This is a genomic window from uncultured Veillonella sp. (assembly GCF_915069625.1).
Taxonomy (GTDB): domain Bacteria; phylum Bacillota; class Negativicutes; order Veillonellales; family Veillonellaceae; genus Veillonella.
On record NZ_CAJZFD010000029.1, the window covers coordinates 1 to 15,657 of the forward strand.

A 15,657-nucleotide genomic window follows, 5' to 3' on the forward strand; every position below is an offset into this window, starting at 1 on the left:
AGGAAAATTATATTCATATATGTTTTGTTAAAAACATGGTATGATAGATTACGAATAAACTGTACGGGAGGTTTACTATGGTTTTTCTTACATCCTTACAGAGCATCATACCTATTGTATTGTTGATCTCGCTAGGATATATATTAAAAGGGCGAGGGATGTTTCATCCCATATTTAGTGGTAATCTATCTAGATTTATCATGTCTGTTGCGTTACCAGCCGGTGTATTCGTATCTGTATTGCATCATCTACATACATCGGATTTATGGGACCTTCGATATGGAATGCTAGCCGTTACATTAACCTATGTAATTGCGTATATCGTTGCTTTTATCATGATGAAAGCACTGAAAGTACCTCGAGGTAGGCGTGGTATTTTCATAAATATGGTAGTTAATGATAACTGCTTATTTATTGGATTGCCAGTGCAAATCGCCCTCTTTGGTCAAGATGCGCTACCATATTTCTTGTTATATTATATCGGTAACACTATTTCCGTATGGATGGTAGGGGTATTCCTTATAGAATTAGATCCATTACCTAATGCCGAATTAGGTTTTGATAATAGTAAAACTGATGGTATAAGTAATAGCACAGTAGATACAGAAACAAAGCATAAGAAGTTTAAATTTGATTTGAAGAAGCTATTACCTCCACCATTGTTAGGGTTCTTTGTAGCATTAATATTCTTATTCTTTGAAATTCCTTTAGCACCAATTTTACATACTACATTGAATTACTTAGGTGATATGGTAACCCCATTATCCTTGATTTATATTGGTATCGTACTTCATGATGCGGGACTAAAAAGTATGAGTCTTAATAAAGATTCCATTGGTGGTATTATCGGTCGTTTTGTAATTTCACCGATTATCATGTTCTGTGTTATTATGGGCTTGCAATATGGAGCAGGTATCGTCCTAGAACCAATAGCAATCATTACCTTTGTTGTACAATCGGCGGGTCCCGTTATTGCAGTATTACCAATCGTAGCCAATGAATCGAAATCTGACTTGCCATTTGCTACAGGACTTGTCATGATTAGTACTATATTATTTGTGGTAGCTATACCAATTATTATGGAAATCCTAACTATGATAGGTATAACAGCATAAACTAAAAGGTCTGACAATATAGTCAGACCTTTTTTTCCTATATTTTCTATACGAGTGAAATTGATAAAATATAAACTAAGTGTTAAAATTATAAACAAATGTATGTGTTTAAGGAGAGAGATATGATGCTAAGACGTTTGTTATTGCTGAGTTGTATTGGGTTTATAGGGACTATAGGCGTATCTCAGGCCATTGATGTTAATATTCCTGGGGCTCGCCCAGATATTGGGAAAGAAGCGTATCAAGAATATCGTATTCAAGGAGAATTCGCTAAGAAGGTTGATGACTACCAAGAGTCTGAGGTTAGAAAATGGGCACAACATGAGCCAAATTATGATAATGAAAAATTAGATGATGATATTTATGTAGTACAAGAATTGACTAGAGCAATACATCATTCTAGGAGTGTATATATTATTACAGAGAATGGGGCTGATATTAAATTTACAGGCTCGAAAGAAAGTATAGTAGGTTGGTCTATTGATCCTAAACATATGTCTAAGTCTTCTATTAAGAGTGTGGGAGGAACTATTAACGCCGTATCTGATTTTAGATATGAAACAAGACAACAGCCTAAAGGTTCTAAATGGGAAGATACAAATATAGAGTATACTGATTTAAATAAATCTCTTTTACAGAATACTTTGAATGAGAGATTAGAAAAGCGAAAAGACTCAGTTCGATTTGTAGATGGCGATGTATTTACGTATCCTGGACTTGAAAAAGCAACATGGGATGTAATAGGCTTTGATGGTCATTTGGTTGTGGGGACAATCAACTTTACATTACCTAAAACACCTACTATTTCTTATCATATTGGTCAATCTCTTAATAAAGATATTATAAAAAATTATATTAAAGATGATACTCAACGTTCCATCTCAGATACAATGGGACCTTTGGCTAATTTTGTTTTACCTTCTATTAAGCCTGCTAGTGATGTGTTAGCATATACTGATCCTGTTCATTTGGGACCTTATACATTTAGGGTATTAAAAAATAGTAAATTCAAGAAACATGAGGTTATAGGCCCAGCTGAATATGATGTTTATATGTCTGGACGTATTAAAGTTGTATTTGGTAAGCAACCATTTATAGAAGGTGCTAGTGTTGAAAAACAAAATATTTTATATAGTTACTTAAGAACTGTTGTTAAAAAATATGCTTTGAAAGGTCATAAGCGATTACAATATGCCACAGTTTGGAACAATGGTGTTCCAGCTTTATACTTTGAAGCTAACAAGGAAAATGCAACACTATTTGGTATGGTTTTGTATGATAATCAGTATGTTTATACGTATTATTTATACAAACCTGATGATGTTCACGTAAGTAACTATAAATTGAGAGACGTAATTCAATATGTAGATGCTAAACGTAGTAAAGCTTGGAATAATAAGGCTTTTGTGGGAATCGGTATTTCACCTGTAATGTTAGATATGATACAAACAAATCCTACTATTAGGGATATTGTGAAAGATAAAAAAGTACATAATGATAAGACGTAATACTATAAAAAGATAGCGTAAAGTGAGTGGCATAAAAAAGAGGTTTAACACTTGAGTGTTAAACCTCTTTTTTTATGCTTATCTAAAGAATCTACCTATGAGTGGCATGCTTGCGCCATCATTTTTATTAAGTCCTTTTAAAAGAACCATGATAATAACGTAGAGCAGTAAGCCTTCGATACCTGTGAGTATGAAGTTAACCCACATTGGTAAGATATCTGTTAAGTAGTGGTAACTCATAAAGATGAGTATACCCATGACACCGGCACTGACCACATTTTTCCATAGTAAGGAAATATCGAGGAAGTAGCCTGTGTATTTTTTGATGTAAATCAAGTTGAGTAACGCTGCAAAGCCAATATCAGCAACGGTTGCCCAAGCGGCACCGCCGATACCGAGCCATGGGATGGCCGTTAATGTCCAGTTCAGGATGACTTTGATTACTAACGCAATACCCATATTAATTACAGGAATACGCGGTTTGTTAAGACCTTGTAAGATACCTGTTGTTACTTGGTGTACACCGAGGAAGAAGATAGAGAAAGCAGTGATTTGTGTGGCTAATTCTGCCTTAGGTGCATTATAAATCAAGGTAACTGTTGGAGCAGCAAGTACATACAATAGCACTGTAAATGGTACAGTAGCCATAAATGTCAATCTCATGGAGCCAGAGGTACGTTCATAAATACCTTGATGATCGCGTTTTGCAAAGGCATGAGAGATAGCTGGTACAATGCTTGTTGCTAGGGCCGCTGTAATGATGGTAGCCAAGTTGATGAGCGGCACTGCCATACCTGTAAGATAACCGAATAGTTCTGTTACTTCATTCATCGGGAAACCAGCATCTAAGAGTCGACGTGGTACGATGAGTAAATCGAGGTTAGCTGTCAATGGCAACATGATACTTGCTAAGGAAATTGGAATAGACAATGTTAAGAGTCGTGACAAAATTTCTTTAGCTGATTCACGAGGACCATCGTAGCTTTCACCAGTACTACTTGCCTTAGGCAATTTATAGTAGTAGTACAAGAGCACTAGAAAGGCACCAAAGGCACCGATACCAGCACCTAAGCTAGCACCACCTGCAGCAGCCGGTAGACCATAAGGTAACAAGATAGCTGCGGCACCAAGCATGACGATAACACGTAACAGTTGTTCTACGATTTGGCTGACCGCCGTTGGAGTCATCATTTCATAGCCTTGGATATACCCGCGGAAGCAGGAAATCCACGTTACAAAGAATACTGCTGGAGCGAGCGCGATGATAGAGTAGTAGGCACGGCTTTCAGCAATGAGTCCACTAGAGATTAGCCAATCTGCACCAAAGTACATGGCAAGACTGGCGATAAAGCCCGTAATGGTTAACATTGTAAAAGATATATTGAATACTCTCTTAGCACCACCAAAGTCGTGTAAGGCTAATCGTTCTGCCGTCAAAATAGAGATGGCAATCGGCACACCTGCGCTCGAAATTTGTAATAGTAACAAATAGATAGGAAAGGCCATCTGGTAGATACCGATGCCTTCACCACCCAAGATGCGGGATAGAAGAATCCAGTTAATACTACCGATGGCTTTCACTACGAAACCAGCAATGGTTAAAATTAAGGTTCCTTTTAAAAATCCACTAGCCATTGATTATAGTTTGTTGGAAGAACCTAAAACATTTTTAATTTTGTGAGCTACCATGCCTTTAATAGCATCACGAGCAGGTCCTAAGTATTTACGAGGGTCAAATTCGGATGGATTTTGAGCCAAGTATTCACGTACAGATGCAGTCATTGCAAGGCGAAGATCTGTATCAATGTTGATTTTGCAAACTGCCATTTGTGCTGCTTGGCGAAGCATTTCTTCAGGTACGCCTTGTGCACCAGGAATGTTGCCACCGAATTCGTTACATTTAGCTACGAATTCAGGCAATACGGAGGATGCACCATGCAATACGATTGGGAAGTTAGGCAATAATTCGCCAACTTTTTTCAAACGATCAAAGTCAAGGTAAGGGTCGCCTTTGAATTTGTAAGCACCGTGGCTAGTACCAATAGCAATTGCTAAGGAGTCTACGCCTGTAAGATGTACGAATTCAGCAGCTTGTTCTGGATCTGTGAAGCGAGCATCTGCATCAGATACGTTTACATCATCTTCAACGCCAGCCAAACGGCCTAGTTCTGCTTCTACTACAACGCCATGAGCGTGAGCATATTCAACAACTTGTTTAGTGATTTTTACGTTTTCATCGAAATCATGGTGAGATGCGTCGATCATAACGGATGTAAAACCACCATCTACGCAGTCTTTACAGATTTCGAAGGAATCGCCGTGATCAAGGTGAAGAGCGATTGGTAAATTGCTGTCTTCAAGAGCTGCTTCTACGAGTTTTACAAGGTAAATATGTTTAGCATATTTACGAGCACCTGCAGATACTTGCAAGATAAGAGGGGATTGTTCCTCTTTGGCTGCATCTACGATACCTTGTACGATTTCCATGTTGTTTACATTGAAAGCGCCAACAGCATAGCCACCTTCATAGGCTTTTTTGAACATTTCTGTAGTAGTAACTAATGGCATGTTGTCCTCCTTGGCCATAGGGCCTGTCATATCATGTTATTAATACTGTGACTGCTAGTCTTTCTAGCGCATATGAGCTAAATGAAATACTAGTGTATTGCAATCATATATCAATTCAAGTTAAGTATATCAAGAAACACTATAAAGGGCCAATATTTTTTGTATAACTTATGCATAAATTTCGTCTAATTTTATGGCCCATGTGGGCTAATTTTTATGTATCGGTATTAATTTACCAGAAATACATTAGCTCAATTGGTGAGTAATGACTCCATATCCGATGGTATAGATGCCTGTAATTCTAGCCATTCATCCGTAATGGGATGGTAAAAGCTAACGCGCGATGCATGGAGTGCTTGACGTTGAATATAGTCTAAATGCCCACCATACAGGTCATCGCCAGCAAGTGGATATCCTAGTTGAGATAGGTGAACCCGAATTTGATGTGTTCGACCTGTATGTAATAAACATTGCACATGGGTAAAATACTGCTCAATCTTATTCTTTACAATGGTATTGCTCTCAATGACAGTTATATCTGTATGAGCAGGTTTACCTTCATTCGTGCAGCAACGCTCGATAATACTACCTGGCTTACGTCCTATAGGCCACTGTACGCTTATGTGATTAGTGGGTAATTGACCTTCTACAATAGCGTCGTAGTTTTTGTGGAAATGAGTATGCTTTTTATCGAAAGCATGTTGTACTACAGAGGTTTTAGCAATGATAACAATTCCAGAGGTGTCTTTATCTAATCGATGAACAGGATGAAAATCATAATGTTGATTTGTCTGTTGGTAGTAATGTAGAACGCCGTTTGCTAAGGTATGATCTCGTACCGTTGAGGTGGGATGCATCAGAATACCTGCCTCTTTATTGATGACTAAAATATATTCATCTTCGTATACGATATCGAGGTCCATAGGGCTTAAACTAAACTCTTGTTCAGGGGTTAACTTCATAATGAGATGGTCTCCACCGTGGACAAGGGTATTCCAAGAGGCTGGTTCGTCATTGACTGTTATAATACCGTCATTTCGTAATCGCCGCCGCATACGCTGAGAAATATGTTGTTGTTTTATAATATGATTCATAGATTGGGTATGTACGTTTGAATCCACAATCAAGTCGATAATAGTTGCTGTTTTCATACATAGTATTATATCAAATAAATAATGGATGAAGAATTTTTCATAATTTATTGTCTTTATAGAGACCATATAGTATAATTTTTATTAATGTTTTTTATATATTTTTTATGTATTGGCATTTTATTTATTTGAATGCTTTGGCAGTTCAAATTCTTAACGCCATATATTGATGAGTATATGGTTTGCTTTGTAAAAGGAGAGGTTTATGAAACTGAATAAGAAATCCTTATTAGTCGCTTGTGTGTTGGCGGCTATGTCTACAAGTGCTTTCGCAGCAACTACAACAACATCCACTAGTAGTAAAACTGTGACAAATCAAGATACAAAAACATCTACTAGTACACGTGTAAGCCGTGAGCAACATACAATAGCAACATCCTCTACCTCAGGTTCAAATATGGAAAAATCTACAGCTAAATCTAGTGGTATATCCGTATCTGTTGGTACTGGACGTGTAGGTGACTATGTTGCTGTACCTATCCTTTCTGCTCAACATCAGCCTCCAGCAGCTCTTAAATCAATTCAAGCTGTAATAGACAATGATAACTTTATTAAGTTGGGCCAATTAGCTACAGTAAAACAAAAAGGGAAATGGGGCGTAGTCGGTACAGACGGTAAAGTTTTGCTTGAACCACAATATTTAGATATCGATCCATCATTATCTGCTGATGGTACATATTATGCATATACTAAAAAAACATTAGAACATATTAACATTGATGGTTCTGTGATTTCTAGTGGTGTTGACACCTATGGTGAGCATGATAAAGATATTTTGGCACGTCGCGAAATGGTAAAAAATTTATCCAATGGCGATGTTAAAATAAACTCTATTTCCTATCCAAGTGATTCTTATACAGCCGTTTCTGTAAAAAATAAATGGGGATTTGTAGATGCTTCTAATAAAACGGTGATTGAGCCACAATTTAAGGAAGTGTATACAAAATTTAGTGAAGATCGTGCCTTTGTAAAAAGCGCTAAAGGTAAAACTATAGCTATTGATGGTAGCGGCAATCCAATTTTTGAAGCTCCTACAGACGATATTGATGAATTTAAGAATGGATTGGCCGAATATCGACGTCATATTAGTAAGTTTAATTTAGGTGGATTTTTAAGCATGGCCGTAGGCATAGGTTTAAGCAGTCAAGGTGGGATTTATTATGGTGATGCTTGGAACCCAGTTTATGATGGTGTAAAACGTGGTTATTTGGACCGCAGTGGCAATATCATCATTGACAGCAAGAATGATGCCGTATGGCCAATGACAGCTTATGGTACACTTGTTAAAAATCAAGGTAAATTAGGATTTATGAATCGTAATGGTGAGTATATTATTCAACCTGGTAATTATGATGCAGGGGAAATGGATACCATTAATGCTTTGTTAGTACTCATCAATAAAGATAATGGAAAAGCTGGTATTTTTAATTTAGAAACAGGAAAACAAGTTAATCCATTTGTATATGATTCAATTAATTTTGTAAGTGCTACTCGGATGGTAGCTACAAAAGGTGAAAGTAAATACTTAATTGATATGCAATCCGGTAATACTGTATTTACAACAACTAAGGATATGACAATAGACGCATTTGGTGGGGCCTATACTTGGGTTCATAAAGGGTCTAACGATTATCAATTAATTGATGAGAGTGGTAAAGTTTTATTCCATGATAAGAATAAGTTGATTAGTAAAACTGTACCGTTTAGACATGGTTATGGCGCAGTGAAGTCGAATGGAAAATGGGGTGTAATGAACTCCAACGGTGAATGGGTTGTTCAACCAATGTATGATGCGGTTAATGTACTATAAATCGTATTTGGTCAAAATTTTCTATGTATAATCTATTGCGCTATTTGCTACAAACTCATAACAAAAATTATAACTAAAATAATTGGTTCATTAAAAATTCATGATATGGTATACTGAGCCTATAATGTATAGTTATATGTTTTTATTTGTTTTTGGGGGTACATATGAAATCTTCTAAAGCACTTTTAAAATTGTTGGTTGTTGGTTGTATTGGTTTGGGTTGCTTAATGCCGACAGTTGCGCATGGGGAAAATACTACAGGACAAGCCGCAGGGGAGAGCTCTGTTGTAAAAACAGAGATGCCATCAGGTGTTAATCGTATTCAACTGTTAAAAAATGAAGATTCATCTTCAACTGTACGCACAAGTTCTATTATTAATGGTCATGCTTATATTCCTAAGGATACAAAGATTGAATTAGAATTAATTACTCCAATTAGTTCCAAACGAAGTAAAGAGGGGAATACTTTTAGATTAAAAACATTAGAAAATCTTCTTATAAATAATGTTGTAGTAATTCCAGCAAATCAAGAAGTACTGGGAACAATTACAAAGTCTAGAAAAAACGGTATGTTTGGCCGCAAAGGTAGATTAGAATTTAGCATAAATGAAATTAAAACTGTTAATGGAGTTACAGTTCCTCTCGATGCCCAAGTAAAAGGTAAAGGTCATTCTGATAATGGTGCTGTAGCTGTGGCTGCTGCTGTTAGCCTAGTTGGTGGCTTATTTATGAAGGGGACAAACATTTACTATGAACCAGGCCAAAAGTTTGTTGCTGTGGTAGCTGCTGATACAGATTTAAATACAACAGTAGAAGATCTTCCAAATGCTATGAACCCAAGTAAACCATCTGGACAAAATATTGTGTTGCCAACAAGATAGATTAAGATTCATATGAAAATATTATAGTGATTAAATATCCGGTATCGATAGATTGTATCTGTTGGGTACCGGATATTTTGTTTTTTGAAATAGCTAATACTTACTTTTCTTTATAGTCTGAATAATCCTTCTATGATTAATAATAGTTATAATCAAAAAAATCGATTTACCTAGAAAATAAGCGTGTTATAAGGTATAATTATAGAGATATATTCCGATTTGGTGTACGTTTACACTTTTACTTGGAATATGAGGATGATGAAAGTAATACTATGAGCCCCATGCCCAACGGGTTCAGGTGTAGGAGGTATAAAATGGCTAAAGATTGTTCCTTTGACGTTGTGTCCGAAGTGGATATGCAGGAAGTAGATAATGCGGTAAACCAAGCGAAAAAAGAGATTGGTACTCGTTATGATTTCCGTGGCTCCAAAGCGGAAATTAGTCTTGAAGGCGACACTATCAAAATCATCGGTGATGATGAATATAAATTGAATGCCATTATCGATGTATTAAAAGGTAAGATGATTAAACGTAATGTAGCAATTAAAAATCTTGACTACGGCAAGGTTGAACCAGCAGCTGGTGCCACAGTTCGCCAAGTAATTACTATTAAAAAAGGCATTACTAAAGAAAATGCTAAAGAAGTAGTAAAAGCAATCAAAAACATGAAAATTAAGGTACAAGCATCTATCCAAGAGGATCAAGTGCGTGTATCTGGTAAGGATAAAGATGATTTGCAAGCAGTTATCCAAATGTTAAAACAATTGGATATCCCTGTAGAATTGCAATTCGTTAACTTCCGTTCTTAATAACATATGTCCATAAGATAGGGTTAGTTTGATTCCATAGGATCGCTAACCCTATCGGTATAGGAGGCCTTATGAAAGTAGAGGACATGAAGGGTGGCTATACCACAGGTTCATGTGCTACGGCAGGTATGAAAGCTGGTTTATTGGCCATCTTAGATAAAAGCATTGTGGACCAAGTGGTCATTGAAAATCCTCAAGGTCAGTATATTGAGGTGCCTATTAAAGCCGTAGAAGTACTATCTGATACTGAGGCTAAGGTAACCGTTATGAAGGACGGTGGCGATGATCCGGATGTAACACATGGCAATGATGTGGAAACAACGGTAACACTCGATGATACTGGTGAACTACGATTCCGAGCGGGTTTTGGTGTAGGGACGGTAACGAAACCGGGTCTTGCTATGCCCCCAGGAGAACCGGCTATCAATCCAGGGCCTCGAGCGATGATGAAAATCGTCTTTGAAGAGCACTGTGTACATGGTCAAGGTGTAACGGTAACGGTGAGCGTGCCAAACGGTATGGTTTTAGCCAAGAAAACATTAAATCATACCCTAGGTATCGAAGGTGGTATTTCTATTATTGGAACCACTGGTATCGTTAAGCCCATGAGTGAAGAAGGTTTCAAAAACTCTTTGGTGCCTCAGTTGAAAGTTATGAAGGCCAATGGCTGTGAAACCGCTGTTCTCGTGCCGGGCCGTATTGGTCAGGATCTTGCGGAGCAAGTTCTGGGTATTCATAAGAACCAAATGGCAGAGACTAGTAACTTTATTGGCTTTATGCTCGAAAAAGCCGTTGAAGTTGGCTTCAAACGTATCTTGATCATTGGTCATATTGGTAAGCTAATAAAACTAGCTAGTGGTAGTTTCCACACCCACAATCGCATGAGTGATGGTCGCATGGAAAGTATCGTGGCTTATGCTGCCTTAGAAGGGGCATCCAAAGCGGTGTGTGAAGAGTTATTTAATTGCCAAACCACAGAGTCTACGTTCCCTATTTTAGAGCGTGAAGGACTGAATGGTGTATACCAACGCGTTGTAGATCGTGCCTCTCTACGTAGTGAGCGATATATTGCTAACGAAGCAGAGGTGGGTATTATTATTACCACTTTAAAAGGTGAGATTTTGGCAATGGATAAGCATGCTAAAGAGATAGGAGAGCTTGAACAATGGCACATACCTTGTATATCGTAGGCATTGGTCCAGGTAATCCTGATTATGTGGTACCTAAAGGACTTAATTTAATTAAACATGCTACAGTATTGGTGGGCAGTGAACGGTCCTTAGAGGATTTTCAAGAGCCTGGCCAAATTACATATCCTGTAACAGGTAAGCTTAGCTTGTTAGCTGAGCAAATCGAGCATGAACTCAATGACCATGACGTTGTAGTTATGGTTAGTGGTGATACAGGCTATTATAGCTTGTTGCCATATTTAAAAAAGAAATTTACTGCTAACCCTATTGAGGTTGTGCCCGGCATTAGTTCTATGACCTTTGCCTTCGCGCGACTAAATGAGGTATGGCATGATGCGGATTTAATGAGCTTTCACGGTCGCCAACCAGCGCCTGAAAAACTCGTGTATGAAGCAGGTAAAAAAATGGGGTTCTTAACGGATCCTGAATATAATCCGGCGCATATTGCGCGTATTTTAATAGATGCAGGTTGGCCAAAAGAAACGAGAGCAGCAGCCCTTGAGCGTTTGAGCTATGATGATGAAAAAATTGTAGACTCCACGTTAGAGGTATTAACTGAGCTTGAAGGCTTTGGTCATTCTGTAATGGTGGTACTAGGATGAGACATTTTTTTGGAATTCCTGATGAGGAATTTATCCGCGGCGACGTGCCGATGACAAAATGCGAGATTCGCAAAGCCGTTATGAACGAGGCACGCATCGAGGAAGATAGCATCGTCCTTGACGTTGGTGCTGGTACGGGCTCTATTTCTATTGAAGCAGCCTTGGCAGCGCCTAAAGGGCATGTATATGCGATTGAGCGCTTTGATAAAGGTATCGACCTTATCAATGAAAATATGAAAAAGTTCAATGTAAATAATATGACGGTTATCAAATCCAAAGCTCCTGAAGGCATGGAAGAATTGCCTGAGCTTGATGCGGTTATCATCGGCGGTAGCGCTGGTGGTATGACTGGCATCATGGATGAGGCGCAACGTCTTTTAAAAATTGGCGGACGTCTAGTTGTAACAGCTGTAACCATGGAAACTGGTTATACAATTCTTAAAGAGTTGAAAGGTCGTCCTTTCACCTATGAAGGTTACCAAATGTCCATTAGCCGTTACCGCAAGGCTGGTCCGTATCATTTGTTAGACCCATTGAGTCCAATTTTCATTGTATCTGCAACGCGTATCGCAGAAGGAGAGTAATATGGTTGACGTACATATCGTAGGCGCAGGCCCTGGGGATCCTGAGTTAATTACTCGCAAAGGGTATCGTTTAGTACAAGAGGCAGACGTTGTTATTTACGCTGGCTCCTTGGTAAACCCTGCTATTTTAGAGGCTTGTAAACCAGGCTGTGAAATCCATAACAGTGCTACTATGAACCTTGATGAGGTGTTAGCTGTTATGAAAGCTTCTGTTGAGGCTGGTAAAAGCGTAGTTCGCCTTCACACAGGTGACCCTGCTATTTACGGTGCTATTCAAGAGCAAATGGATGCACTAGCTGGCATGGGCATTTCTTATGAAGTTGTGCCAGGTGTAAGCTCTTTCCTTGCTACAGCAGCGGCATTAAAACAAGAATACACACTACCTAATGTGTCCCAAACAGTTATCATTACACGCATGGAAGGCCGTACACCGATGCCTCCAAAGGAAAAATTGCGCATGTTAGCATCTCATGAAGCAACAATGTGTATTTTCCTTAGCGTTCAAATGTTAGATAAAGTAGTGGCTGAACTCATCGAGGGAGGTTATGACAAAACGACTCCAGTGGCAATCGTGGTAAAAGCTTCTTGGCCAGACCAACGCATTATCCGTGGCACATTGGAAACCATTGCGGACATCGTAGCGAAAGAAGGCGTATTGCGCCAAGCTATGATTGTAGTAAGCCATGTATTAGATAGCGAATACGAATTATCTAAACTCTACGACAAAGGCTTTGCTCACATGTACCGCAGTGCTAAGGACTAGTATGATGAAAGAACTAGAAACTGTTGCATCTACGACTGGAGCTAAGAAGAATAGAACGGCTATTCTCTCTGTATCTGAACGAGGTGCAAAGCTAGGTCAACGCATCAAGTCTTTGGTGGCACCCCATGCGGATTGCTTTGAAAAGGAAAACCGTCCCTCTGGTGGTGAGGCTATTTATTTTGATTCCCTGAAAAATCATATTGGACAGATTTTCAAGGATTACGACCAAGTACTTTGTATTATGGCACTCGGTATCGTAGTGCGCATGATTGCACCATATATTGAGCATAAATCCAAAGATCCTGCAGTAGTCGTAATGGACGAAGTAGGACATCATGTGATTAGCTTATTGTCTGGTCACCTTGGGGGCGCCAACGAATGGACGCAGTCCATTTCGCTGGCCATCGATGCGGACCCTGTGATTACGACGGCTACGGATGTAAACGGATTGCCAGCGCCTGACGTGTTGGCGCGCCACGAGCATCTGTTGGTAGATGATTTTCAAACTTTAATCAATGTAAACTCTGCCATCGTTGGGGGAGAACAGGTTGATTATTATATCGATGCAAGCTTACTGAATGCAGAGCAATTAGAACAAGCTGCGAAAGCTCATGTTGGTGAGCATGGTATGGTTCATGTTGTTTCTTTGAATCAACTTGAGACTATTCCATGTAAAAATGAAAGCGCTGAAGATGGTTCATCTCGAGTTGTAATTACTGATAAAGTAATTGCCGAATATGGTCACCAATTGATTTTGCGCCCTCGTACGTATACGATGGGCATTGGCTGTCGTCGAGATACGCCAAAGGAATTGATTCTTGAGGCTATACAACAATCTTTGGCAGCCCATAAGCTTTCACCAAAGAGCCTTGTAACGGCTGCATCGGTCATCGTTAAACAAGATGAAGTAGGTCTCTTAGAGGCCATGCAAATTATGGGGTGGCCTATCGTGTTCTATACACAGGACGAGATGGCACCACTCATTGAACAAGAAGAATTAAAAGAATCTAATTTTGTAAAAGGAACTATAGGAGTAGGAAACGTATGCGAGACAACGGCATTACTAGCGGCCAAGAGCCGAACACTAATACAGCACAAAACAATTTATCCCAAAACAACGGTAGCCATTGCACAGGTAACATCAAAGTAATCGGCATTGGCCCTGGCGATGAAGAGTTTATGACGCCTCAAGCGCGCGAAGCTATCTTAGCAGCTGACCGCGTAGTAGGTTATTTGACATACCTCGACTTGATTAAAGACCTCATCGAAGGTAAAGCGACTGTAGGTACTGCAATGATGCAAGAGGTAGACCGTTGCCAACAAGCAGTTGATTTAGCAGTAGAAGGTCATCAAGTAGTTGTAGTATCCTCTGGTGACTCTGGCGTATACGGCATGGCAGGTCTTGTGTTGGAACTTGCTAATAAAGTGCCAGCAGAAAAACGCCCTTCTGTAGATATCGTGCCTGGTCTTAGTGCTGTAAACGTAGCAGCATCTGTATTGGGTGCACCATTGATGCATGACTTTGCAGTCATTTCCTTGAGTGACTTGATGACGCCATGGGATTTAATTAAAAAACGTGCGGACCTTTGTGCACAAGGTGATATGGTTATCTCCTTGTACAACCCACGCAGTAAAAAACGTGTTACACATTTAGATGAAGTTCGTGAAATCGTTCTTAAATACCGTGACCCTAAAACACCTGTTGGTATCGTGCAAAAAGCAGGTCGCCCAGGCCAACATATGGTAATCTCTGATCTTGAAAACTTCACAAATGAAGAAGTAGATATGCAAACACTTGTTATCATCGGTAACAGCCAAACCTATGTTGAAAATGGTCGCATGATTACACCTCGAGGCTACAAATTATGATTTGGGTCATTGCCGGCACTTTGGATGGCCGCACCTTAGCGGTAGAAATCCAAAAACGAACTGGCGAAGATGTGCTTGTTACGGTTGTAAGTCAATATGGTGCAGAGCTTGCTGCTCATAAAGGTATTACCGTACATACAGGCCGTCTTGACCAAGAGGCTATGCAAGACTTAATTAAGAAGCACAATGTGCGCCTATTAATCGATGCAAGCCATCCGTATGCTGCTATCGTTACGGCTACGGCTCAAGATGCAGCAAAAGCTGAAGGTATTCCTTTTGTTCGTTTCGAACGTAAAGAGGTACCATTGCCAGATTATGATAAATTGCATATCGTAGTGGACGAAGTAGAAGCAGCTAATCTAGCAGGTAAATTAGCGAAGGAAAATAATAGCCATGTGTATTTGACTACAGGTAGTAAAACAATGCACATCTTTGCTAAATCTGAAGCCTTGCAAGATTGCGAAGTATGGACCCGCATTTTGCCTACTGCAGAGGTGTTACAAATGATGGAAGATCTCAATGTAAGTCCAAAACGCATTGTCGCTGTACAAGGTCCATTCTCTTACGATATGAACCGCATCATGTTCCACGATACAAAGGCTAGCGTTGTAGTTATGAAAAACTCTGGCCTTGTGGGTGGTGCTGATACAAAATTACAAGCCGCTATGGATCTTGGAATCCATGTTATTGTTATCGATCGTCCACGTGTTAAAATTGAAAGTCACGTGGTGTCATCTAATGATGAATTTTTTAAATTATGGGAGGACACTAATGGATTACGTTAAAAATCCTAAAGCCATTGAAGAT

General features: G+C 39.2%; 15 protein-coding genes. 12 read left to right on the plus strand and 3 right to left on the minus strand.

The window, feature by feature from the left end:
• Window positions 1–77: 77 nt before the first annotated feature.
• Both QZ548_RS02655 and QZ548_RS02660 read left to right on the plus strand, forming a co-directional pair.
• Window positions 78–1,115, plus strand: coding sequence for an AEC family transporter (locus QZ548_RS02655; protein WP_295868059.1), 1,038 nt, complete (start codon window positions 78–80; stop codon window positions 1,113–1,115).
• A gap of 122 nt (window positions 1,116–1,237) precedes the next feature.
• Window positions 1,238–2,623: a hypothetical protein gene (locus QZ548_RS02660; RefSeq protein ID WP_295868062.1), complete on the plus strand. Its 1,386-nt coding sequence runs from the start codon at window positions 1,238–1,240 to the stop codon at window positions 2,621–2,623.
• A gap of 78 nt (window positions 2,624–2,701) precedes the next feature.
• Here QZ548_RS02660 and QZ548_RS02665 read toward each other — a convergent pair whose 3' ends face one another.
• The 3 genes from QZ548_RS02665 to QZ548_RS02675 form a co-directional block, all read right to left on the minus strand.
• The gene (locus tag QZ548_RS02665; RefSeq protein WP_295868065.1) at window positions 2,702–4,258 is read right to left on the minus strand and encodes a polysaccharide biosynthesis protein; all 1,557 of its coding nucleotides are present in this window, start codon (window positions 4,256–4,258) and stop codon (window positions 2,702–2,704) included.
• 3 nt (window positions 4,259–4,261) lie between these two features.
• The gene (gene fba / locus QZ548_RS02670; RefSeq protein WP_155086741.1) at window positions 4,262–5,191 is read right to left on the minus strand and encodes a class II fructose-1,6-bisphosphate aldolase; all 930 of its coding nucleotides are present in this window, start codon (window positions 5,189–5,191) and stop codon (window positions 4,262–4,264) included.
• A 251-nt stretch (window positions 5,192–5,442) separates the two neighbouring features.
• Window positions 5,443–6,342, minus strand: coding sequence for an RluA family pseudouridine synthase (locus QZ548_RS02675; protein ID WP_295868068.1), 900 nt, complete (start codon window positions 6,340–6,342; stop codon window positions 5,443–5,445).
• Window positions 6,343–6,547: 205 nt separating this feature from the next.
• Here QZ548_RS02675 and QZ548_RS02680 point away from each other — a divergent pair, with 205 nt between their 5' ends.
• The 10 genes from QZ548_RS02680 to cobK all read left to right on the plus strand — a co-directional run bounded on the left by QZ548_RS02680 (window position 6,548) and on the right by cobK (window position 15,635).
• A complete protein-coding gene (locus QZ548_RS02680) occupies window positions 6,548–8,152 on the plus strand; it encodes a WG repeat-containing protein (RefSeq protein ID WP_105089362.1) in 1,605 nt (534 codons plus the stop codon).
• 164 nt (window positions 8,153–8,316) lie between these two features.
• Window positions 8,317–9,033, plus strand: coding sequence for a hypothetical protein (locus tag QZ548_RS02685; RefSeq protein WP_105089361.1), 717 nt, complete (start codon window positions 8,317–8,319; stop codon window positions 9,031–9,033).
• Window positions 9,034–9,347: 314 nt separating this feature from the next.
• Complete coding sequence (locus tag QZ548_RS02690; protein ID WP_005386185.1) at window positions 9,348–9,842, plus strand: YajQ family cyclic di-GMP-binding protein; 495 nt, start codon at window positions 9,348–9,350, stop codon at window positions 9,840–9,842.
• A gap of 71 nt (window positions 9,843–9,913) precedes the next feature.
• Window positions 9,914–11,032, plus strand: a complete 1,119-nt coding sequence (cbiD, locus tag QZ548_RS02695; RefSeq protein ID WP_295868075.1) for a cobalt-precorrin-5B (C(1))-methyltransferase CbiD — start codon at window positions 9,914–9,916, stop codon at window positions 11,030–11,032.
• Complete coding sequence (cbiE, locus tag QZ548_RS02700; RefSeq protein ID WP_295868079.1) at window positions 11,008–11,634, plus strand: precorrin-6y C5,15-methyltransferase (decarboxylating) subunit CbiE; 627 nt, start codon at window positions 11,008–11,010, stop codon at window positions 11,632–11,634. The genes cbiD and cbiE overlap by 25 nt, the downstream gene beginning before the upstream one ends.
• Window positions 11,631–12,218: a precorrin-6Y C5,15-methyltransferase (decarboxylating) subunit CbiT gene (gene cbiT / locus QZ548_RS02705; protein ID WP_054748358.1), complete on the plus strand. Its 588-nt coding sequence runs from the start codon at window positions 11,631–11,633 to the stop codon at window positions 12,216–12,218. The genes cbiE and cbiT overlap by 4 nt, the downstream gene beginning before the upstream one ends.
• 1 nt (window position 12,219) lies before the next feature.
• Window positions 12,220–12,981 (plus strand): precorrin-4 C(11)-methyltransferase, encoded by a 762-nt coding sequence (cobM, locus tag QZ548_RS02710; RefSeq protein WP_004697358.1) that lies wholly within the window; start codon window positions 12,220–12,222, stop codon window positions 12,979–12,981.
• 4 nt (window positions 12,982–12,985) lie between these two features.
• A complete protein-coding gene (locus tag QZ548_RS02715; protein WP_295868085.1) occupies window positions 12,986–14,131 on the plus strand; it encodes a cobalt-precorrin 5A hydrolase in 1,146 nt (381 codons plus the stop codon).
• Window positions 14,132–14,160: 29 nt separating this feature from the next.
• On the plus strand, window positions 14,161–14,850 hold the full coding sequence (cobJ, locus tag QZ548_RS02720) for a precorrin-3B C(17)-methyltransferase (RefSeq protein ID WP_295868087.1): 690 nt from the start codon (window positions 14,161–14,163) through the stop codon (window positions 14,848–14,850).
• Entirely contained in the window at window positions 14,847–15,635 is a 789-nt protein-coding gene (cobK, locus tag QZ548_RS02725) for a precorrin-6A reductase (RefSeq protein ID WP_295868082.1), read from the plus strand. The genes cobJ and cobK overlap by 4 nt, the downstream gene beginning before the upstream one ends.
• Window positions 15,636–15,657 lie beyond the last annotated feature (22 nt).